The sequence below is a fragment of the Paenibacillus sp. FSL F4-0122 genome (genome assembly GCF_038002845.1).
GTDB lineage: Bacteria > Bacillota > Bacilli > Paenibacillales > Paenibacillaceae > Paenibacillus_AQ > Paenibacillus_AQ odorifer.
Genome location: NZ_JBBODI010000001.1, coordinates 3,115,289 through 3,137,982, shown reverse-complemented (window position 1 = coordinate 3,137,982; position 22,694 = coordinate 3,115,289). Strand labels below are relative to the sequence as shown.

Here is a 22,694-nt window from a genome sequence, read left to right as displayed (position 1 = left end):
GAACAATTTAATTTTTGGCAATAAATAATGCGCAATAACATCACTGACCTCTTACCGCAACAATCGCAGCCCATTAAGAATAACTAATATCGTACTGCCTTCATGACCGATCACGCCAAAAGGAAGGGCGATGCCCTGCACAAAGTTACTGATCATCAGAGCCGCGATTACTGTTACAGCAAAAATCATATTTTGCTTCACAATACGCTGTGAACGCCGTGCCAATGAAATGGTCGAGGCGATCTCTTCAATATTATCATTCATAAGCACTACATCGGCTATCTCAAGCGCTGCACCACTGCCTTTCATGCCCATACCCATGCCAACAGTCGCTGTAGCCAGAGCAGGCGCATCATTCACACCGTCACCCACCATCACAACATTACCGTGCTTTTCACGAAGCGCCTTAATATGCTTTACTTTATCCTCTGGTAAAAGGTCGGCAAATACTAAATCTACTCCGGTTGAAGCCGCAATAACTTTTGCTGTAGCTTCCCGGTCACCCGTAAGCATAGCCACTTTAATCCCCAGCTCCTGCAGCTTCCGCACTGCAGCTTCTGCTTGTGGGCGAACTATATCCTGCAATGCAATCATACCTGCAATATGCTCACCGTCCAAAATAATGGAGACAGTCTTCCCCTCTTCCGCCAACTGCTGCCGTTTAGTTCTCCAGAATGCTAGCTCAGAATCCATCGCAGACGAAGTCAGCTCATCCAGTAAATTGGACTTTCCAATTTTCCAGAGATGCCCGTCAACTTGACCTTCAATTCCCCAGCCAGTGATGGTTTTACTTTCCTGCACACCTCGCAGCTCCAGATATTCTTCCTCAGCTTTACGCACAATGGCTTCCGCCAATGGATGGCGGGACATATGCTCAATGGATGCGCTAATCGCCAGTAATTCTTCCCGGTTGTAGCCTTCAGCTGCAATAAAGTCTGTCACCTGCGGAGTTCCCTCTGTAAGGGTCCCTGTCTTATCAAAAGCTACAACAGAGGTCCGGGCCATATTTTCGAGGTGGACCCCGCCTTTAAATAAAATCCCTTTTCGCGCACTTTTGGAAATAGCCGACAGCATCGCAGGCATAATCGATGAGACCAACGCACAAGGCGAGGCTACTACAAGAAAAACCATCGCTTTATAAAAGGTTGCGCTCCAGCTCCAGTCCAGCAAAAAGGGTGGAAGGAAAATAAGAGCCACAGTCGAGGCGACAACTACCCGTGCATAGATGGCTTCCAGTCTTTTAATGAATCGCTGTGAATTTGGAACATCCGTCTCTGCTTCTTCTACCATCTTAATGATCTTGGAAAAAAGTGTGTTCTCTGCTGATTTCGTTACTTCAATATAAAGAGGACCTTCTCCATTGACCGTACCTGCGAATACTTCGCTGCCGGCACATTTTTCAACAGGCACTGACTCTCCTGTAATGGAAGCCTGATCTACTGCCGATTCTCCTCTGTACACCTTACCATCTGCAGGAATAAGATCCCCTGGACGTACAAGCAACAGATCTCCGATTACTAACTGATCAATAGCTACCTCGTTCATGCTTCCTTTTTCAATCCGCATGGCTGTGGCTGGTTTTAAGGCCATAAGTGAGGAAATATCCTTCTTACTCCGTTCCATCGTATAGCTCTCAAGTGCTCCACTAAGCGCAAAAATAAAGATGAGCATAGCACCTTCATTCCAGTACCCAATGGTAGCTGCGCCTAGTGCAGCCGCAATCATCAGCAGGTTCACATCGAGATCACGTTCTTTGACGAGCGTCTCAACGCCTTCTTTGGCTTTGTTCCAGCCACCAATGGTATACGAAATAACATAAAGTACTATAGAGAAAACTTCTGACCAGCTACCCATAGCCCAAGCAAAAAGCATAAGCACTCCGCTGCCAAGCGCAGCCTGCATCTCGGAGTTGCTGAGCATGGCTCTCACATCGAACCGGCGTTTTGGAGCGCCTGGTTTCTTCATGCTGCCGGAGATTGAGGTTTGCTGGGGTAAATGTTTTGATGTTGCTTGCATAATAATCACCATCCTGAAAGTTTTGTGTAGGATTACTTCATTAACTTCTCTTCGCAACAAAACTTGCTTCGGGAGCACACGCTTTGTTTTGTCTAAATGATAATGAGAGCCATTCTTAAGACCCCTAAAATGACACATGCTGCCCCGGCTTAGCCGGGACAGCATGAATGATAACTATGAGTAGTGAGAATGATAATCATTGTTGCAACAGTACAACTATATTTCCTTAGTGCAACTTATATTTTAATAATACCACCTTGAACGAAAAAGTAAACCCTACCTTCTGGGCTATTCGTCATAAATTTAAAATAACGTTTTCCTATCTTAACTGCGTATTTTATTTAAAAGCTCGGATAGGACTTGCTCTTCGACTGGCGTCGAATAAGCTCCACCTTCAAAAGACTTCATCGCTCCAATTCCAGCTTGGAACACAAACCGTATACGCCCTTTGCGAACCTTTTTATCCGTATACATCTTATCGATCAGCATTCTATTTGTAATGGTTGCTGGTATTTCAGTCGGAAGTCCCGCCTTCTTCAACAAAGCAATCACACGCTGAGTTTCGTCAGCCGTTACATACCCCAACTGCTCTGCCAGCTGCACCTGAACCGCGAGTCCAATCGCAATAGCTTCACCATGTAATAATTCATAACCACTTAAAGCCTCTAACGCTCGGCCAGCAGTATGCCCCAAATTTAGAATTTGGCGCAGGTTGCTCTCCAGTTCGTCCTTTTCCACCACGCTGTACTTGATCTCACAATTATGAAAAGCAATCCGTTCGCAAACCTCTCGATCTAATACAAGTTCGCCTTCTAAGGAGACAACTCGCTCCATATTCTGTTCAAGAAACTCAAAAAAGTCAGCATCCGCGATGCAGGCATGTTTGATTGTTTCAGCCAAACCACTGCGAAGCTCACGTACCGGAAGCGTTCTCCAAGTGGCTAGGTCGATGTAGACCTTTTTAGGCTGATGAAAAACACCAATTAGATTGGTTGCAACCGGTGTATTCACGCCCGTTTTACCACCAATAGAAGCATCCGCTGCTGCTAAAAGGGTAGTTGCATAGTTCAAACTTGGCACTCCCCGACCAAATGTTCCAGCCAAAAAACCTGCCAAATCCGTTACCGCCCCGCCTCCAATGGCAAGGATACAGCAATCTCGTCCATAAGAACGGCTTAATAGCCGATCCTCCAGCTCTGCCTTCGTTTCTCGGGTTTTGGACTTCTCTCCAGCAGGGAAAGAAAAAAGCTCCGCTTGAAAATCATTCTGAAGCAGCAGTTCCAGCAAGGCTTGTCCATACAGGGCTTCGACTTTGGAATCTGTAATAATCGCGAATTTGCTTACATTCTCGACAATTCCACGTTTTAAATCCTCAATCAGAGCGCCAAAAAGACCTTCCCCAATCTCAATATCGTAAGAATGATCTACGACCTTTTGCAAGCCAACTCTAAAATTCGTGGACATCTACAGCACCCCTATTCAGTAAGATGCTAATAAAATTCGAGCCTCCACTGTCATTATCCTGTTTATGTAAAATGTAAGAAGATGCTGGAAACAAATGTGAATGTTCCAAAACTAATATTGCGCTGCAGCTACTGGTGATAGTACAGAGTTTGCGTGCAGTTAGTTTGAGTAGCTACTATAGGACTCAGCTGACCCTAATCGCTGGTTTTAAACACATTTGGTATTCTAACGGACCCCATTGCAGCTATTGACTTGAAAAGCACCAAATATGTACCTCTTCCTAACGAATAACGTCTCTGGTGTCCGAAACCATGCTTAAAAAGCTAAAATCAGGCAAATAGCGTCATCTGGGTCCTTAAGCATCGGGGGGTGAGGAGTGCGGAGGTTAGGTGCCGAGTTTGAGTGCTGATTAGTTTAAGTGCAGAGGTGCACAATTAGTTTAAGTGCGGAGGTTGAGCGCAGGGTATTAGTACGGTGGTTGGGCACAGGGTGGGAGTTCGGAGGTTGAGTTCGGAGGTTGCATCCAAAGCATGAGTGCAGATTAGTTTAAGTACGGAGGTTAGGCACAGGGTGGGAGTACGGAGGTTGAGTGTGTAGGTTGAGCGCAAAGTATGATTACGACACGATTGATGGACGTATGATGCAAGTTGCTCGCGTATGTAGCTACTATAGGACTCAGCTGACCCTAATCGCTGGTTTTAAACACATTTGGTATTCTAACGGACCCCATTGCAGCTATTGACTTGAAAAGCACCAAATATGTACCTCTTCCTAACGAATAGCGTCTCTGGTGTCCGAAACTTTGCTTAAAAAGCTAAAATCAGGCAAATAGCGTCATCTGGGTCCTTAAGCATCGGGGGTTGAGGGGTGAGGAGGTTGAGTTCAGAGTTTAAATGCAAAGCATGAGTGCAGATTAGTTTAAGTACGGAGGTTGGGCACAGGGTAGGAGTACCCGGTATGAGTACGGCGTTTAAATACAAAGCATGAATACAGATTAGTTTAAATACGTAGGTTGAGTACAGTATTGAGCATGGAGGTTGAGTATAGTGATTGAGTAATGGGTTATATATACGCTGTTGAAGCATGCAGCTAACGACCAAAAAAACAAAGCAACGATTCTCCGATAACCGGATAATCGCTGCTCTGAAGTCTTTTTACGATTCTTATATGAACTGCATCGTATCGTTCAGCAGAAAAAGCTTACTGCCTTCCCCCGGCGGCAGTATCCAGCGTTTCACGCTGCCTGGCGATCCAGATCAGGCAGGCCGCTCTCAGCAGCGCTTCGGTCCGCTGACCGGCGCTGCAAAAGATCCCGCTGAGCCCGATCTGATACAGATCGGCCAAAGCCGACGCCGCCGGTGTCCCCGCGGCAAGTACCACCGCCGCCGGCTTCACGCTCGTCACGGCGGCAAAGATCTCCCCCGCCGCCAGGGCGAAACCCTCTGCGGCGGTCTCTTCCGGCGCGTGTTCGCCCGCCGCGCCGTCCAGCACTAGGAAATCGGCGATACGCGCGATTTCCGCAGCGGCGGCAGGCTCCACATCGGGCGCGATCAGCACCCCGATGCGGCATGCCGCCGCATAAGCGTGGCCGAGTGTCTGATCGGCCACGTCTTCGATGAATTCGCGCTTCGCGGCGAATTCGGCTGCGCTTGCGGTGTAGGCGACCAGCAGGTCAAGGCGGCAATCGCCGCCTTGCCGCTGGCTCTCCGCCACCGCAGCGAACAGCGCTTCGAGCTGCGCGTCCTGAAGCGCGGCAAGCTTGGCGGGCTGCGCCACCGCAAGCGACTCTGGATGCAGCAGGGTGACCGCTGCCCATTCGCCATCCGGCGATTCGAGCAGTTCGGCAGCAGCTGCGCGCAGACGATAAGAGATTCGCTGCAGAATCCGGGCTGCTTGCAGTTCATCCTCGCTAGATAACCAGTTCTCATAAAGACAGAACAGCTCTGGTTCCAGCAGCCATTCCTCACTCCGTATCAAACAAGGGCCCGCTTGAGCAGTCCTTGTTCCTTCCCGTCCAGCAAGACGTTCTTCTCTTCCTTCACGCAGCACTAGGAATGTCGATGGTTCCCCCGGCCGCTTATAATAAGACCGCTTCAAAGGCTCAATGACATCCCTCTGCTCTACTCCAGCGATAAATTCTGCGGCAGCCGAGGCTACGGACCCAGCTTGGCTCATTTCCATTCCCACAGTCCGATCACCAGCCTTATACATGAACTTGAACGGGCGCTCTTCACTACTCCGCAAACCATCCTGCTGACGTTCACCCTTCATCCTCGCACCCACCCTTTATCTTTGGATTGCTGCCGGTATGCCAAGCTATATAACATAAGCGACCGACATTTCATTACCTCACTTATAAATACGGGAGCCACACCTGAAATATGCAAGCGTTGCCAAATCCGATGAATATTCCAACTTTTTTAGGCAACAAAAAAAGCATCACCGCAGAGCGGTAATGCTTTTCGAAATATAAACTTCTATTGTTGACTGGCTGCAATAGCTTGCTCCAGATCATAGATAATATCATCAATGGATTCCGTCCCGATCGACAAACGCAGCAATTCCGGCGTTACTCCGGCTGTGATTTGCTCTTCATCCGACAGCTGTGCATGTGTTGTGCTTGCTGGGTGGATGATCAATGACTTGGAATCCCCAACATTCGCTAAATGAGAGAACAGCTTCACATTCTCAATCAATTTACGTCCCGCAGCACTTCCACCTTTAATACCAAAAGTAAGGATCGCACCTTGGCCTTTAGGCAAATACTTTTGCGCTAATTCATGAGATGGATGCGTAGGAAGTCCCGAATAACTTACCCATTCCACATCGGAGTGTGCCTCCAAATATTGTGCTACCTTCAGCGCATTCTGGCTATGACGTTCCATCCGCAAATGAAGAGTCTCCAGACCTTGCAGCAGCATCCAAGAGTTGAACGGAGAAATCGCCGCCCCTAAATCGCGAAGCAATTGAACGCGGGCTTTAATAATATAAGCAACCGGGCCCACCGCTTCCGTATAAACCACTCCATGATAGCTTGGATCTGGCTCCGTAAGACCTGGGAATTTACCGCTTGCCTTCCAATCAAATTTACCACCGTCAACAATAATCCCACCAATGGATGTACCATGTCCACCGATGAATTTGGTTGCTGAATGGACAACAATGTCCGCGCCATGCTCAATCGGACGCAATAAATATGGACTTGGGAACGTATTGTCTACGATGAGAGGAATCCCATGTTCATGGGCAATCGCTGCAACTGCCGCAATATCCAGAACATTTCCCTGTGGGTTGCCGATTGTTTCTGCATACAAAGCTTTGGTCTTATCTGTAATCGCAGCACGGAAGTTCTCAGGATTATCCGAATCTACGAAATGAACCTTAATACCAAGCTTAGGCAGTGTTGTCGAGAAAAGATTATAAGTTCCGCCATACAGGCTTGCAGCAGATACAATTTCATCCCCAGCGCCCGCAATATTTAGAATGGAAAAGGAAATAGCCGCTGCCCCGGAAGCTGTAGCAAGCGCACCTGCCCCACCTTCAAGTGCCGCCACACGCTGTTCAAATACATCCGTAGTTGGGTTCATCAGCCGAGTATAAATATTGCCGAATTCTTTAAGCGCGAACAGATCGGCTGCATGATCAGCATCACGGAACCCGTAGGAAGTGGTCTGATAAAGCGGTACAGCACGTGAGAAAGTAGTTGGATCAATTTCCTGGCCTGCATGGACAGCCAAAGTTTCAAACGACAGCTTGCGATCTTCTGACATAGGTATTTCCTCCCCTATAATTAAGTATAGAAATGATTAACAATTTTGAATTGTACTCATTCTCTCACAAACCACATCATTTGAAAAGAAAAAAATCTCATTATTCCGGTGTGAATTATTGTACTTTGGTCAAATGCTTCTGCTAGTGTCCTCTACCTACTGGATAACGCTTTCAATATAAATTAATAAAAACCTCAACCTTATGTATAAAACACAATTCCTAATCAAACTGATGGTTAATAGCTTGAATCAGGACAGCGGCGATTGAGCTTGTCCTCCTCACTCGCCGCTTCCGATTCAGCCCCTCGGCTTAGTAATTGCTTTGGCTTGTTTCGCCTTTAGCAATCGCTACACCACCACTAGTTCCAATACGGCTTGCACCTGCTTGTACCATTACATGTGCATCTTCTGCACTACGTACACCACCGGAAGCTTTTACACCAATATTAGGTCCAACTGTAGCACGCATAAGCGCGATATCTTCTTTCGTTGCCCCGCCTGTAGAGAATCCAGTGGATGTTTTTACGTAATCTGCTCCAGCCTCAACAGATAGCTTGCAGGCACGAACTTTTTCTTCTTCCGTTAACAGACAAGCCTCAATGATGACTTTTGTCAGTGCTTTGCCACGAGCTGCATCTACAACGGCTGCAATATCACGTTTAACCAGCTCATCGTTGCCATCTTTTAATGCTCCGATATTGATGACCATGTCCACCTCGCCAGCACCTTTAGCGATAGCATCGGTAGTCTCGAATGCTTTGCTCTCTGTTGTCGATGATCCCAGCGGGAAGCCGATAACTGTACATACTTTAACCTCAGGCGTATCTTTCAGCACTTCATGGGCAGTAGCTACCCAAGCTGGGTTTACGCAGACAGAAGCAAACTTATAAGTTTTAGCTTCCTCCGCCAATTTAATAATGTCTTCTTTCCGTGCATCTGCTTTAAGCAGTGTATGATCAATAATCCCCGATAGTGTAATTTCGCTCATTTTTATTATTCCTCCATGATTTGGATAGTAGTTTTTTTCATCTCTGTAATCATACCAATAGAACTCTGCTTTGCAAAGCAAACAGGGTGAGCATGCCTACCTCAAACCTTAATTTGTGCAGATTTTATGGATTTTAAGTAGTTTATCATTCCCTAAATTATCTTTTTAAAAAAATAAAGGTTTAATCCCCTAAACTTTCCCAATTAAAAATACGATAATAGTCTTAGATAAATAGGTTTTTTTATCCTATTCATCAAAATTTTTCTTAGATAATACTTAGGAGGAGATTAATCAAAAATGGGAAACTTCAATTTCGCCACAAATGCTGCAGATCAAAAACTGAATGTACAAGTCGAAGGAACTATGTCGCCAGAAGATGCAGGACGTTTCATTAATGAATACAACCAAATCATAAGTGCATTCGACCCGAAACAATATGAGATCATCCTAGATTGCAAGACATTGAATGTATCCTCAAAGGACACACTTCCCATGCTTGAGCAATGCTACATACTGTATAAACAATCCGGATTTAAAAAAGTAACCTTTATTATTGCCAAAAGCCCTGTCCTAAAAATGCAGCTAAGCCGAGTGGCACGGGCTACGAAATTAGAAAATTACGAAATTATTGAAGCATAGGAGGCGCCACTTGGGACATATAACGATTCGCCAAGCTGCTTATTACCACCCAGAGCATATCGTAGATAACGAATATTATCTGAAGCATTTTCAGAGTATGGGCAAGGACATCAAACGATTCCTAGAAGTCATGGGTCGCGACCGGAGATACATCGTAAAAGAACAGGGTGAAAATGCCCTGACGATGGGATTAAAGGCTGCCCAAAAAGTGCTTAGCGAAGCGAATTTGCAAGGTGAGGATATGGACATGATCATGTTCGCTTCACAGACGCCAGAGTACACCTATCCTACCAATGCACTTCTACTACACCGTATGCTTCAAGGTAAACACCGGACCATTACGCAGGATTCCAATGCTAACTGCGCAGGAATGGTATCTGCCGTGGAGCAGACAAGTCGTTATATGCAAGCCAATCCCAGCATCAGGTACGCACTCGTCGTAGGAAGCGACTACAGTTCAGTGAACTGCAATACAGATGATGAAATTACTTACCCTAACTTTGGGGACGCCGCAGCAGCAGTGATTCTGGAGCGCAGCAACGAGCATGCAGGCTTCATAGATTCCCTTTATTACACCGATTCTGAGGGCTCCGAGAATATTATGTTCCCGGCCTGCGGCCTGTCGAATATTTATCAAGAGGGTATGACCCCAGAGCAGATTCGGATACGGTGGACCCCTTTTGACGGTACAGTGTGTGTAGACGCAGCTATAGCGGATATGAAAGAGCTTCTCTCACGCAACGGCCTGACTACGGACGATATCTCTGCATTCTGTCTTTCACAATTCTCACTGAAAAATATCGAGCTCATCCAAATCGGACTCGGACTAACCGCAGAGAAGTTCATTTATGTAGGCGACGAGTTCGGCTATACAGCCACAAGCAGTCCTTTTATCGCCTTTCAACGCGGAGTCGAGGACGGACGAATCAAACGTGGCGATTATGTCTTCTTTTGGTCAGTTGGCGCTGGCTGGCAAATTCCTACGATGCTTTATCAATATTAATAGTATAAAAAGCCCTACTTCTATAGAAGTAGGGCTTTTTCATCAGAGGAAATAAATCAGAAACCCAATAATGAATTATTTAGTCAGGGATTGAACATCCACAAAAGGTGTGGCTCCCCCTGTTACAGATGGCAGCACGCCGTTCCATTTTTCCAGCGCTTTCTCCTGAACCTCAATTTGCTTCAGCTGCACCAGCTCAGGTGTAACCTCTTGCTTCTTAAGTCTTAAAGATTCAGCCTCTGCTTGCGCCTGGGCGATTTTTTGCTTCGCTTCAATTTCAATCCGCCGGAGATCATTTTCGGCCTTCAATGCCTGCTGCTGGGCGACCTGCTTTGCTTCAATCGACTGGTTAAATGCCTCCGAGAATTTAAAGTTAACGATGTTAATATCGTTGACGATCAGGTCATATTTTGCCAGCCTAGCGGTTAAGTGCTCACTAATCTCACTCGACACTACATCACGACGCGTAATCAAATCCTCTGCTGGATATTTGGCTGTCACTTCTTTAACGATTTCTTGAATGGCCGGATTGATAATTACACTATCAAAATTACCTCCGATATTGTTCATCAGATTAAAGGCGGAAGCCTTATTTACGGAATAGTTCACCGCCACATGTGTGGACACGGGCTGAAGATCCTTTGAAGAGGCTGAAGTATCGGTCTCCGCCTTCGTTACCTGTGTATTGACCTGAATCACCGTTTGGATAAACGGAATTTTAAAATGAATGCCGGGTGACAATGTATTGTCATTTAATTTACCAAAGGTTTTGTACAAACCTACATGCCCATATTCCACTGATACGAAAGAATTCGCGCCAATCAACAATACAATGAGCACCGCTGCAATCCCGCTGACTATTTTTCCCGGGCGCAGCTGTTTCAATTTCGGATTCATTTGCATATTCATCCAATACCCCTCCTAGATTATGGATAATCATTCAAGCTTAACCGTCTATACGGAGGTTTGGGGTAAATGGTCGCAGGAAATATTTCAACAGCAGTGGTCATGGCGTTACCGCTCTGAGATCAGTCCTTCTACGGTCAACCGAAATCTTCTGCTCTGCTTGTCCCCGATATTAGAAGCTTCATATATTCCTTCATCCGTTAGCACCACGGAGTCTGCCTTTAAAGCATCATTAACGTATGTTACCTCAGCGTGATCAATATTCCAGCGATAAATATAGGCACTCATCGGACTTCCATGTGCGGCTACCCCTTCAAAAGATCCATCCTGATCAACATCCAGTTCTTTGGAATGTCCGGTATCTATTTGCAGCAAACCCGAGGGGTTACCGCTCTCGTCGATTAAATAATAGTTACTGAGCGAGTTATTTGCTCCTAGTCCTCCGGTGATTTTCAGCACCTTTTCGCTAAACAACCGCACTACTTCTACCTTGATATCCTCCGGTTGACGATAATTATAAGTTCCTATCGCCCCTAGACTGTATTGTCCTTTGGAAGTAGAAGTTCTGGCATACACATAGTCTTCGTCACTAGCCATCGTATACACACTCACTTTGACTCCTCCGAAATCATCCAGCTTCTTCTCTGCAATCAAAGTAGCGCCTGTGGGTGGAGCACTTAGTTGAGAGACTATGGGCATTGTATCCACCAGCCTCCACTCCAGCTTAATGAGGTTAGCAGCGGTGTCTGTTGGCTTCGGTCTTGAGGTGTGGTAGTAGTCACCCGATTGAAGGGGGGATGGGTCCACCTGATGTTGGCAACCTGCAAGCAGATTCATTAGAAGCAAGGCTGTCAGCGTAATGGATTTATGTAAAGGAAACATCTCTTGATCACTTCCTAGCCTCTTTTTATAATTTAATCTTTCATTAATCATAGATGAAGTTAGGCATTCAAATGTTACTTTTAGGAGGCGGTAGGGTTAATTTATTGTCTTTTGAGGGTATGCATCGATCAAAAAGCTAAATTGGCATACAAAAAACCCGCATGAAATGCGGGTTAAGGTTAGCTATCAAGAATCAAGAGCCTAGCAGTTCACGCGCCAGTAGTCGGTAAACCTCTAGCCGTTTCTCCTGCGAATGTGGGATGCTGCATATCATTGCTTCTTGGAATCCATATTGTGCTTGTTCTTCTTGCAAACGTACGGCGATGTCTTTAACCGCACCAACCAAATGAATCTTGCGCCCTTCCTTGATTGACATCCGGTCAATTTCCGATAACGAAATGTTCTGAGCTTCTTCTGGTGTCAGCACCTGAGTAATCCGGCCCTTACTCATCATCAACCGAAAAATATCCTGCGGTAACGCTTCATACTCAGCTTCTTCCTTCGTTTCTGCTGTGGTCACCATATAGGATACACTGATCTCTGGTTTGTCCATAAAGATAGAAGGCTGGTAGTTATTCCGGTAATGGTCCAAGATCTCATTACTCATCGCACCATTAAAAAATTGTGCGAAGGAGTATCCGACTCCCATTTGTGCAGCTTTTCGCGCACTATTGCCGCTCGAGCCTAACAACCATACTTCAGGGAGCGCCACCTTCGTTGGAGCAGCGAGATTTTTGGCATATAGCTCATCTTCCGGAATCTGATCACTAAGCAGTTGCATGGTAATGCCAAGCTTGTCATACATATTATGCAGCATTAACTCACGGCCTTCAGATAAAGCGTACATGGCGCTTGTATCGCCACCAGGAGCTCGTCCCACACCGAAATCAATTCTCCCCGGGGAAAAAGCACTTAACGTTTTAAATACTTCCGCCAGCTTAAGAGGAGAATAATGCATCATCATTACACCGCCGGTGCCGATTCGAATACGGTTGGTCTTGGCGGCTAAACGGGCAGCCGTTACTTCCGGAGCTGAGCTAGCAAAAGTATTTCCGCCATGGTGCTCTGCCATCCACATTCTGCTATATCCCAGCTCATCTGCTAAAATAGCCAGTTCTTCTGCTTTATTCAGGGCACCTTCCGCTGTGTTACCGCTTGTCACGGGTGCCTGATCCAATACGCTTAATCTCATGCGAATACATCCCTTCTTTGGTTAGATGACCATTTTATTGCTGACCCATTCCTCTAAGACTGCAATCTTATCTTTAAAGCGTTCAGCACGCATTTCCTCCGACAACGAAGCAATAGTCTCTCGCTTTAATACAGCTTTCCAAGAGGATTCAGCTTCTTCCATCAGATTCGATAACAGGCAGCAGCTGTCTTCTTTTTCTAAATCCAACATGTCTACCAGAATCCCATTCGATGAATACAGCGACTGCTGGCCTTCCACCGCGAGGTAAACGTCATATACACGAATATCTTCAGGGCTTTTCTTTAATTTAAAACCGCCTTTAATGCCAGGAACAGACGTGATGATGTCTGCGGTTACCAGCTTTCTTAACAGTTTCTGAAAATAGGTCGCCGATGCTCCGAGCTGCTGGCTAATCGCTTCCCCAGATAGCACCGCCTTATCCGGCAGCATGTTGAGTAGAACCAGTGCATATACCGACTGTTCTACCCCTGTTTTCATATGCATGTACAGCACCTCGATTTACGTAAATAGCTTGATTCAAACTGTATATAATACCGTCCGCGTATAAAGCGGATAAATATTATCCACTTTATACTTTATATTATTTTAAACCCAAAGTAAAACCTTGCTGGCCTTTTCTTTCAGAAAATATCTGCTATAAAAAAAAGATCACGCACATAGCGCAATCTTTTTTGAGGGTATCCGTTATTTTTTTGTATGTCCTACTGTAATGATAATCCCACCCGCTGAACCAGCTGTGAGCTCTGGTCATTAAGTCCTGTAATGGTGACTTTTTTGCCATGCTCGGCGTATTTGCTCATCGTCTTCGCTATGGCATGGACAGCGGATTGGTCCCACACATGGGAGTGTGAAAAATCGATAATAATATGATCCGGATCGCTTTCGTAGGCGAATTCATGAATGAAGTGGCTTGTCGTGCCGAAGAACAGCTGGCCGGAAACCGCATATGTCTTGGAAGAGGTTGCTTCCTGAACAGTTAGGCGGATCGAAGCTATTTTCCAAGCAAACGTTAAAGCACTTAGCAGAACCCCAAACAAAACCCCAATAGAAAGGTTGTCTGTAACCACCACGGTGACCACCGTCACAATCATAACCAGCGCATCGCTTAGCGGAACACGGGTTAAAGTTTTGAGTGAGCCCCATTCAAAGGTGCTGATACAGACCATTATCATTACGCCGACGAGCGCGCCCATCGGGATCTGCTTCACCACATCGCCAAGTACGATAATTAGGAATAATAAAAAGATTCCTGACACAAACGTGGACAGACGCGTGCGTCCTCCTGACTTCATGTTAACCATCGATTGGCCAATCATCGCACAGCCTGCCATCCCTCCGAAAAAACCAGTGACTACATTTGCAAGCCCCTGTCCCTTCGCCTCTCTGTTCTTATCACTACCTGTGCCCGTAATATCGTCTATTAAGGTGGCAGTCATCAGTGATTCCAATAGCCCAACTACGGCCAGTGAAAGTGAATATGGCAAAATAATAAGCAGAGTATCCAGCGTGAACGGGATTTGCGGGAGATGGAATAGTGGCAAAGTTGCTGTAATATTCCCCATATCGCCTACGGTTCTTACGTCCAGATGAAGAGCGATGCTAAGAACAGAAACGATAACGATCGCTACAAGTGCTGAAGGTACGGCTTTGGTAAACCGAGGAACCATGTAGATAATAAGCAAGGTCAGAGCTACCAGTCCGTACATCACCCAGCCTTGTCCTTTAAAATGGGTAAGCTGTGCCATAAAAATCAGTATCGCCAGCGCGTTGACAAACCCTGTCATGACCGGCTGTGGCAAAAACGTGATAAACCGCCCCAGCTTTAGCATCCCCATCAATATCTGAAACACACCAGCCAGTACAGTTGCCGCGAACAGATACTCTATTCCGTGTTCTAGTACGAGACTTCCGACTAACAGAGCCATAGCTCCCGTAGCCGCCGAGATCATTCCGGGTCTGCCCCCGGCAAGTGCCGTTACAATCGCAATACAAAAAGAGGCATATAAACCAACCATCGGACTTACTCCCGCCAGGATCGAAAAAGCGATCGCTTCAGGAATCAGCGCAACGGCTACGGTCATCCCCGATAAAATATCGGTTCGAGTGTTAGAAAACCACCCATTATTTAAGGTAAGCTGCTTCAAAATCTATTTTCCTCCTGTGACTATTAAAATGTGTGGATCTTTTGTCAGAAAAGACCCGGGGCCGGTGCAACGCTAATGTTGCTTATTGTACTCGACCCACCTTCACCTTCACAAAAAGATTAGTTAGACTTGTAAGCGCTTATACACCTCATTTTCTAGCGAATCCTTAAAATATCATGCAAATTCTATATTTCTAGATTACCGGTACAATCCGGAAGCTTTCACTTCATTAAAGAAGGTGTTGAATTCATCAATGTTCAGCTGCTGAGCGGCATCAGACAATGCGGTTGCAGGATCAGGATGCACTTCCACCATAATGCCGTCAGCTCCAGCTGCGAGTGCGGCTTTCGCACATGGAATAAGGATGTCTTTGCGGCCTGTCGAGTGAGTTACATCAACCAATACTGGCAAATGGCATTCCTGTTTGAGAATTGGCACTGCTGAGATATCAAGCGTGTTGCGGGTCGCTTTTTCATAGGTGCGAATTCCACGTTCAATCAGCATGATCTGTGTATTTCCACGAGACATGATGTATTCCGCTGCATGGATGAATTCATCGAGTGTGGCAGCCAATCCACGTTTCAGCAGCACCGGCTTGTCGACTTCTCCCACCGCTTTTAGCAGCTCGAAATTATGCATATTACGTGCACCAATCTGGATGATATCCACATAATCAAGCGACTCTTCAATATGTCTTGCATCTACAATTTCGCTGATGGTCAGCAGTCCATATTCATTTGCTGCTTCTCGTAATATTCTTAAACCGTCCATTCCCAGCCCTTGGAAATCATAAGGTGAAGTCCGAGGCTTGAAGGCACCGCCACGCATTACACGTACTCCGGCTTTTTGCAGGGCGGCAGCTACGGTGCGAGTCTGCAGTTCACTTTCCACGGAGCAAGGACCGGCTACCATCAGTGAAGAAGCACCGCCAACCGTTACATCTCCCGGCAGAACAATCACTGTATCCTCTTTGTGGCTCTTGCGGGCTACCAGTAAAGTTTTTTTATGATCATCTGTTTGTAAGTCCAGAGAAGCTGAGAAAATTTGTTTGAAGAGGCTACGGATCGTCCCGTTAGTGAAAGGGCCTTTGTTGCTCGCTACGAGCTTATCCAGCATCTGTTTTTCCCGTTCTGGATCAAATTTAGGGACACCTTGTTTTTCTTTAACAACTCCAATCTCCTGAACAATCTTAGCCCGCTCGGAGATCAGCTCCAGCAATTGCCCATTAATTTCATCCAGACGACCTCTAAGAACATCCAATTCCACGTTACTCATTACCCTTCCACTCCCTCTTTTTGTTATAATTTGGAACGCAAAAAGGCCCCCCGTCGCAAGGGACGAGGAGCCGTGGTACCACCCTTATTTAGAATTAACCCGAATACTAGCACAAAGGAATAGAATCTCATGTTCCCCTGACTAAGAATTAATTCTGTCTTTCACCCGGTAACGCGGGGCGCGGGCCTCCCTACTCATACCTGCCACAACCTGTGACAAACTACTTCAGGGGCCGACTCGGAAGTGAACTTCGGCATTAATCGTCTCATGAGGGTGCTCTCAGTCTCCGGCACGCCTTCCCTGTTAAGATCCGCTATAATGCTTACTCTCTTCGTCATAGTCCTTATCTATGTCAGCGCGGCTTTTGCGCTGGTTTCTGCTATCTTAATCAAAAAACGTTCCCGATGCAAGATAATAATGGAACGCAGAGTAGCTTTAACGCAATAAATTTGTTTGACTGATCCATACCCATTATCTATCCTATTCCAACCTGGCAATTACGGTTCCAATTCCTTCAAGCTGTATTGTTTGACAGCGATAATTGAATTGTTTACAATTTAATTATTATAAATATTTCCTGTTCTTTTTCAAAAAGCATAGATAACTGAAGGGATGTAGCAGCCATGAGCATTTATCAATATTCAGCACGCAGTATTCGGGGAAAAGATATCGAGCTAGAGCAATACAAAGGTAAAGTACTACTGATAGTGAACACAGCAAGTAAGTGCGGATTTACCCACCAATATTCAGATCTGCAAAAGCTTTATGAGCGGTACGAGGAACGTGGCCTCCAAATTCTCGGCTTTCCTTCCAATCAATTTGGAGAGCAAGAACCCGGCAGCAATGAAGAGGTTAATGTATTTTGCCAAATTAATTACGGGGTAACCTTCCCACTCTTTGAAAAGGTTGACGTAAAAGGCGAAGCTAAACACCCTCTTTTCACCTACCTAACAGAACAGGCTGGATTTGAAGGGTTCGATATCAACCATTCTTCAGGAAAGCTGCTGCAAAGCATGCTTGAAGACAAAGATCCAGAGGCTCTGAACAATGACGAAATCAAGTGGAACTTCACTAAATTCCTGATTGATCGCGAAGGCAATGTTGTCACTAGATTCGAATCTACGGTGGACCCGCTGGATATTGAACCAGCTATCGAGGCCCTGCTGTAAGTTTCTAATATATGAAAAATCCGCCCAGCTTTCGGGCGGATTTTTTGGGTTTAAGCCTCTGCTTATTCATGTACGGTACTGCTCCGTAAACACTTCAAAATAAGGAGTCGTATCCCTCTCCGCCATCGAGCCATTCGCACCTGGTCCCCAGCCAATTTCAGCACGCCAGCTTCCCAACACACCTGACTGAATCAGCGCCTCCTCATTTACACCGATCAGCTGATCCGCCTGTGGTGCCACGTATAAAGCATCTACAGGACAATAAGCTTCACACATGAAACAGGTCTGGCAATCTTCCTGACGGGCAATGACCGGAATCTTCCCCTGCATTTCGAATACGTTCGTCGGACATACTTTCGTACACAGCTTACAACCAACACAACGCTCCAAGCTGATTAATTCGATCATATCGCTTGCCCCTCCTTCAGCGCATTCAGTTCATGAGCATGGGGCACAGCCTCTGTACTGACGCTTATATGTTGAATGCCGGATAAGATCAGCCGGTGAGTCTGGCGCGGATCAAGCTCCGGATATTCCGCTAGCTTTTGCAGTCCGCGGGTCTCTTTCCGGGCGAGTGCTGCGGTGTACATCCACCTGCCGACCGCGAGCATAGCCGCGGCTTCACGCGATTGCACGATGCCCTGAACGCTGGCAGGAGCCTGCCCGTTCAAATAGGGCATCAAGGCATTCAGCCGCTTCAAGGCTGAAGAAATGCCCGGCTCGCTGCGGAAATAATTGATCTGCAGCGGCAAGATTTCACGCTGGATTGCCGCGATTAGCGGCTTCACCTCCAGCGTTTCCGAGGCATCGGCGCCAGCCGCCAGCCCGTAGCGTCCCGCTGCGGTCAGCTTGCGGCTGTTCGCCTGTCCTCGGCAGGACAGCGCATGCTGCGCGGCTCCCTGTCCAGCCCAGCTTCCGCTGCACATGGCCCAGGAAGCGTTATAAGCCCCGCCGCCGGAGATGGCGCCGGTCACTTTCTCGCGAGATGCGGCATCTCCGGCCGCATAGAGTCCGGGCACGGTCGTCTGGCAATCCGTGCCGCTCAAGCGCAGACCCCCAGTGCCGCGCATCGTGCCCTCATAGCGCAGGGTGAGCGGGAATTTCTGCTTAAACGCATCAATTCCCGCCCGCTCCAGCGGCATAAAGAAAATCGGATGCGCTTTGCGCAGAAAATCCTGTTTCTCCGCGGTGTCTGCCAGATCCAGCGAAGCGTAAACCGGACCCTTCAGCATCAGCTCAGGAATGCTGCCAAAGGTCCGATCCCCTCTATGCAACGGATGACCGTCCGCATCATAAAGGGTGGCCCAAGCCAGCATGCGGCCACGTGTTACGGTTCCGTCCGCAAAGCTTGGCGCATATTGGCGGCTGAATTCCATGCCCGAAAGATCAGCTCCCACCTCTGCGGACATCAACAATCCTTCCCCTGTCAGCACGTTGCAACCAAGGCCTTTGCTGAGAAAAGCACAACCTCCGGTAGCCATCACAACGGCATTTGCCTTCACTTCCCAGGACTCTCCTGTCAGGCGGTTGATCCCACGCGCTCCACCAACACCGTGTTCATCGTGAAGAAGTTCCAGCGCTGGTGACTGATCAAGAATTGTGACCCCTGCTTTGCGCACAACTTTTCGCATAATCCGCATATATTCTGGTCCATGGAGATGGGTACGCAGTGAGTTTCCTTCTTCATCCTTCGGAAACGGATACCCCCACTGCTCCACTTGAGCCAGGTTCTGCTCTACCTGATCCAGCACCCGGTGAATCCAAGCATTCTCCGATAAATATCCGCCGGCCTTAAGTCTGGCTTGCACTGCCTGCTCCCGCAGCTCGGCAATGGGAGGGATCACGAGCAACGTTGTTCCACCCGGTGCAGTTGCGCCACTTGTGCCCAAGTAGCCCTTATCCGCCAGGACTACCTTTGCACCTTGCGAGGCTGCACTCCATGCCGACCACGCCCCAGCAGGACCTCCGCCAAGCACGAGGACATCCACTGTCATTTCCTTCTTAAGCTGCGACATCTTTTTTCCTCCTACACCATTAGCTGAGTTAGTTGAACTTAAAAATCACTAAAGGGAGGAGTGGCGGAGAGGCGGCCGAAAATCCAAACATTCACCGCAGTCACTCAATTACCTTTATAGAAGAATCTTAAGTTCAATTAAAGCAGCCTTTAAGCAACTTTATTTCAACTGCCAATCGCTAATATTGAAGTCTTTTTTCGCTAACTTCTCTTCGACGAGGAAGTTTTTGGTACCTTCCAGCAGCTTTATTCCTTCATCAGTGAACGCAGTATCCTTGATATCACTAATCGGATTCACTTGCTTCGCCAGCTCAGGCGTTGTATCTCCGATTTCAGCCAGAAATTGATAATACTCATCCTCATGCTGCTTCAAGTCTGCCAAGGCCTTCTCTCTAGCTTCGTTCCATGCCTTCGGAAAATCAGGGAATTTCGCCAGATAATCCTCAGACACAACTGTTGCGCTAGAACCAAGCAGATTCGGGTGCTTCGAGGCATCATCTAAGTGAGTGTAGCCTTGGTCAATCAGCTTCAGCGCAGGAACGCCTAGATTTGTTGTAGCATCTACATCTCCACGGGCTAAAGCTGCGGTAGCATCAGGAATGAGCATATGCACGAGTTTGTAGTCGGTTACTCCTTCTTCCTGTAGTAATCCAACAACATAGCGGTGCATGAAGGAGCCCTTTTGAATTGCGATAGTCTTACCTTGCAAATCTTTCACCGTCTTGGGCCCATCCTTCTTGCCGATCAAATAACCGATCGTGTTCGCGGAAGATTGTGAAATCAGACGGGTCTTGGCTCCAGAAGCGTAGGCAATAATAGCAGGTGTATCTCCAAGGCTGCCGATATCCAGCCGACCACTAATCAAGGATTCTGTCTGATCCGGACCGTTTGGAAAGCCAGTAAGCTTCACTTCAGTAATGCCGTATTTCTTCAACTCTTCTTGAATAATCCCTTTATAAAAGCCCCAACCCTCTGCGCCGCCAGGCACATTCAATTTGTTGGAACCGATAAACCCAAAGTTCAATACCGCTGGAACATCGCTCGTGGCCTCTTCTCCCGCCTTCTCCGTATTTGATCCCCCGGAGGCAGATGCTCCATTGCCGCCCGTATTATTTCCGCAAGCCTGAAGCACCAGCATGGCCATCATAATTGTAGTTAAAAGTGCAAAACGAATCTTCCTTGAACGTTTCCCTTGAATCTCTCTGTACGCTTGTTTCATTGTTTCTCCCCCTAGGTTTATGCTATTTATTTAAATCTTAATCAAGCTCAGAACCCTGCCCTCGACGCCAATTTATACATAAAGTCATGGCTTGCTACCGGCTGCCTGCCCTTACCCCAGCCTACTTTTTCACGATAACCGCCAAGTAGTCCCTGCTCCTGAAGTTCCGCTTCTGTCACACCAATAATATTCTCTGAGTCTGGTGCAACGTAGAGAGCATCGACAGGACAATACAGCTCACACATAAAGCAAGTCTGGCAATCGCTCTGCCGGGCAATAACAGGAATGCCATCCTCTACCCGTTCGAAAACATTAGTCGGGCAGACAGATACACATTGGTTGCACTCTACACATCTGGCAGCGCTGATCACCTCAATCACGATAGAACACCCTCCTTAGCCACGGCTTCCGTCTTCACCCATACCTGATCTAATCCGCCGCTGATCAAACGATGATGCTGGCCATGATCTGTAGCCTTGAAATCCTCACGCTTATGCATGCCTCTCGTCTCTGTACGAGCAAGTGCAGAATTGTACATCCAGCGGGCTGTTGCGGTCATGGCTTCGGCTTCACGTGCCTTGACCCCTTCTGGCGTGCGTTGAATTTCGCGGCTTCGTTGCTCTTTCCACAACCCATCGAGACGATCTAGTGCAGAAGTCAGCCCTTGTTCTGTCCGGAACAAATTGATGTCATACGGCTTCACCTCAGCCTGTACAGCAGACACATACTCTGCCGTTTGGGCCGCCACTCCCGGCTTCACTTCCTGATGCACCAGTGGTGATGATGATAAGCCGACTGGACTACGCTGCGCAGCGTGCGACCCCAGACTCTGTGCATAGACAGCAGCTCCTTCACCAGCAAAAGAACCTGAAGACATCGCCCACGCCGCATTATGGCTGCCTCCGCCAGTAAAACCTCCGCAAATCAGCTCGCGGGTAGCAGCATCTCCTGCCGCGTAAAGTCCGGGAACACCTGTGCCGCAGCTTTCATCTGTAATATGGATGCCACCCGTCCCCCGAACCGTGCCTTCGAGCCGCAAAGTAACCGGAAACGCATCCTTGAACGGATCAATTCCCTGGCGGTCAAAAGGAAGGAAAAAGTTCGTCTGCGCCACCCGCAGCAGCGGTCTTAAATCCTCTGGTGCCCCATCCAGCTTGGCGTACACCTGGTTACCTGCCAACAGATTCCGGGCAATTACAGAACGGCCTTTCTTGGAACCGGCTCCCTCCACAATGCTTCCATCCTCATAATAAAAGCTGGCATAGCTGTAATACGCCGTCTTGGTCACCGAAGAGAACGTAGGGCAGATCGCATAGGCATTGGAGAATTCCATGCCGGACAGATTCGCCCCAGCCTCAGCAGCGAAGAGATATCCATCTCCGGTCAACACGTTGCAGCCAAGTGCCTTGCTTAGGAAGGCGCAGCCTCCGGTAGCAATGACGACTGCTCCTGCCTGAACAGTCCAGGTTTCTCCACTCTGGGTATGAACTCCAGCCACTCCAGCTACGCCATGCTCATCCGCCAGGAGTTCCAAAGCTGGGCTGTGATCTAGAATTTTAACGCCTGCCTTTTTCACCAGCCTACGCATTAATTTCATATATTCCGGTCCTTGCAGACTTCTTCGGAATTGATTGCCCTGCTCATCTACAGGGAATGGATAACCGGAAACACCCAGCTTGTTCATATTGGCATAGGTTTGATCCAGCACCCGGTCCATCCAGCGAGATTCAGCCAGCTGACCGCCAAGCGCATAACGACTTGCTTTTGCCTCTTTTCGGAGCTTCTCATCCGGCTTCACATACCAGACTCCCGTTCCCGACGGTGCCGTTGCCCCACTTGAACCGCAGTACCCTTTATCTGCAAGGATTACTTTGGCCCCCTTCGCTGATGCAGTAAGGGCTGCCCACGTTCCTGCCGGACCTCCTCCGATAACGAGCACGTCTGCCACCAAATTCACCGATCCTTTTTTCACCGATCCACTCATATGTTCAA

19 protein-coding genes are annotated in these 22,694 nt (G+C 47.5%); 3 read left to right on the top strand and 16 right to left on the bottom strand.

Annotated elements, in window-relative coordinates; genetic code table 11:
* Positions 1–51 precede the first annotated feature (51 nt).
* The 5 genes from MHH49_RS13545 to deoC all read right to left on the bottom strand — a co-directional run bounded on the left by MHH49_RS13545 (position 52) and on the right by deoC (position 8,238).
* On the bottom strand, positions 52–2,016 hold the full coding sequence (locus MHH49_RS13545; RefSeq protein WP_076100594.1) for a heavy metal translocating P-type ATPase: 1,965 nt from the start codon (positions 2,014–2,016) through the stop codon (positions 52–54).
* 324 nt (positions 2,017–2,340) lie between these two features.
* Positions 2,341–3,480, bottom strand: coding sequence for a 3-dehydroquinate synthase (gene aroB / locus MHH49_RS13540; protein ID WP_036680257.1), 1,140 nt, complete (start codon positions 3,478–3,480; stop codon positions 2,341–2,343).
* A gap of 1,200 nt (positions 3,481–4,680) precedes the next feature.
* Positions 4,681–5,751, bottom strand: a complete 1,071-nt coding sequence (locus MHH49_RS13535; RefSeq protein WP_076099932.1) for a hypothetical protein — start codon at positions 5,749–5,751, stop codon at positions 4,681–4,683.
* A 206-nt stretch (positions 5,752–5,957) separates the two neighbouring features.
* Positions 5,958–7,250: a homocysteine synthase gene (locus tag MHH49_RS13530; protein ID WP_038573355.1), complete on the bottom strand. Its 1,293-nt coding sequence runs from the start codon at positions 7,248–7,250 to the stop codon at positions 5,958–5,960.
* A 310-nt stretch (positions 7,251–7,560) separates the two neighbouring features.
* On the bottom strand, positions 7,561–8,238 hold the full coding sequence (gene deoC / locus MHH49_RS13525) for a deoxyribose-phosphate aldolase (RefSeq protein ID WP_036680262.1): 678 nt from the start codon (positions 8,236–8,238) through the stop codon (positions 7,561–7,563).
* Positions 8,239–8,535: 297 nt separating this feature from the next.
* Between deoC and MHH49_RS13520 the strand changes: the two genes are divergently transcribed.
* Together MHH49_RS13520 and MHH49_RS13515 are read left to right on the top strand one after the other, a co-directional pair.
* Complete coding sequence (locus MHH49_RS13520; RefSeq protein ID WP_076099934.1) at positions 8,536–8,877, top strand: hypothetical protein; 342 nt, start codon at positions 8,536–8,538, stop codon at positions 8,875–8,877.
* Positions 8,878–8,887: 10 nt separating this feature from the next.
* Positions 8,888–9,880, top strand: a complete 993-nt coding sequence (locus MHH49_RS13515; protein ID WP_038573358.1) for a ketoacyl-ACP synthase III — start codon at positions 8,888–8,890, stop codon at positions 9,878–9,880.
* 75 nt (positions 9,881–9,955) lie between these two features.
* On the opposite strand, the gene MHH49_RS13510 is transcribed toward MHH49_RS13515, so the two are convergent.
* The 6 genes from MHH49_RS13510 to MHH49_RS13485 all read right to left on the bottom strand — a co-directional run bounded on the left by MHH49_RS13510 (position 9,956) and on the right by MHH49_RS13485 (position 16,300).
* Positions 9,956–10,789, bottom strand: coding sequence for a prohibitin family protein (locus tag MHH49_RS13510; RefSeq protein ID WP_036680268.1), 834 nt, complete (start codon positions 10,787–10,789; stop codon positions 9,956–9,958).
* A 105-nt stretch (positions 10,790–10,894) separates the two neighbouring features.
* Entirely contained in the window at positions 10,895–11,668 is a 774-nt protein-coding gene (locus MHH49_RS13505) for a hypothetical protein (RefSeq protein ID WP_076099935.1), read from the bottom strand.
* Positions 11,669–11,861: 193 nt separating this feature from the next.
* Positions 11,862–12,860, bottom strand: coding sequence for an LLM class flavin-dependent oxidoreductase (locus MHH49_RS13500; RefSeq protein ID WP_038573362.1), 999 nt, complete (start codon positions 12,858–12,860; stop codon positions 11,862–11,864).
* Positions 12,861–12,881: 21 nt separating this feature from the next.
* A complete protein-coding gene (locus MHH49_RS13495) occupies positions 12,882–13,364 on the bottom strand; it encodes an RrF2 family transcriptional regulator (protein ID WP_038573363.1) in 483 nt (160 codons plus the stop codon).
* A 218-nt stretch (positions 13,365–13,582) separates the two neighbouring features.
* Complete coding sequence (locus tag MHH49_RS13490; protein ID WP_076099937.1) at positions 13,583–15,028, bottom strand: SulP family inorganic anion transporter; 1,446 nt, start codon at positions 15,026–15,028, stop codon at positions 13,583–13,585.
* Between the two features lie 195 nt (positions 15,029–15,223).
* The gene (locus tag MHH49_RS13485) at positions 15,224–16,300 is read right to left on the bottom strand and encodes a bifunctional 3-deoxy-7-phosphoheptulonate synthase/chorismate mutase (protein WP_076099939.1); all 1,077 of its coding nucleotides are present in this window, start codon (positions 16,298–16,300) and stop codon (positions 15,224–15,226) included.
* 623 nt (positions 16,301–16,923) lie between these two features.
* On the opposite strand from MHH49_RS13485, the gene MHH49_RS13480 reads away from it, so the two are divergent.
* The gene (locus tag MHH49_RS13480; protein WP_038573366.1) at positions 16,924–17,469 is read left to right on the top strand and encodes a glutathione peroxidase; all 546 of its coding nucleotides are present in this window, start codon (positions 16,924–16,926) and stop codon (positions 17,467–17,469) included.
* Between the two features lie 66 nt (positions 17,470–17,535).
* On the opposite strand, the gene MHH49_RS13475 is transcribed toward MHH49_RS13480, so the two are convergent.
* The 5 genes from MHH49_RS13475 to MHH49_RS13455 all read right to left on the bottom strand — a co-directional run bounded on the left by MHH49_RS13475 (position 17,536) and on the right by MHH49_RS13455 (position 22,686).
* On the bottom strand, positions 17,536–17,877 hold the full coding sequence (locus tag MHH49_RS13475) for a 4Fe-4S binding protein (protein ID WP_076099941.1): 342 nt from the start codon (positions 17,875–17,877) through the stop codon (positions 17,536–17,538).
* Entirely contained in the window at positions 17,874–19,484 is a 1,611-nt protein-coding gene (locus MHH49_RS13470; protein WP_076099943.1) for an FAD-binding protein, read from the bottom strand. The genes MHH49_RS13475 and MHH49_RS13470 overlap by 4 nt, the downstream gene beginning before the upstream one ends.
* Before the next feature lie 159 nt (positions 19,485–19,643).
* Positions 19,644–20,702 carry an ABC transporter substrate-binding protein gene (locus tag MHH49_RS13465; RefSeq protein WP_038573371.1) on the bottom strand — a complete coding sequence of 353 codons (1,059 nt, stop codon included), beginning with the start codon at positions 20,700–20,702 and terminating at the stop codon, positions 19,644–19,646.
* Positions 20,703–20,749: 47 nt separating this feature from the next.
* Entirely contained in the window at positions 20,750–21,082 is a 333-nt protein-coding gene (locus MHH49_RS13460; RefSeq protein WP_036680289.1) for a 4Fe-4S dicluster domain-containing protein, read from the bottom strand.
* Positions 21,079–22,686: an FAD-dependent oxidoreductase gene (locus tag MHH49_RS13455; protein WP_076099945.1), complete on the bottom strand. Its 1,608-nt coding sequence runs from the start codon at positions 22,684–22,686 to the stop codon at positions 21,079–21,081. The genes MHH49_RS13460 and MHH49_RS13455 overlap by 4 nt, the downstream gene beginning before the upstream one ends.
* Between the last annotated feature and the right edge of the window lie 8 nt (positions 22,687–22,694).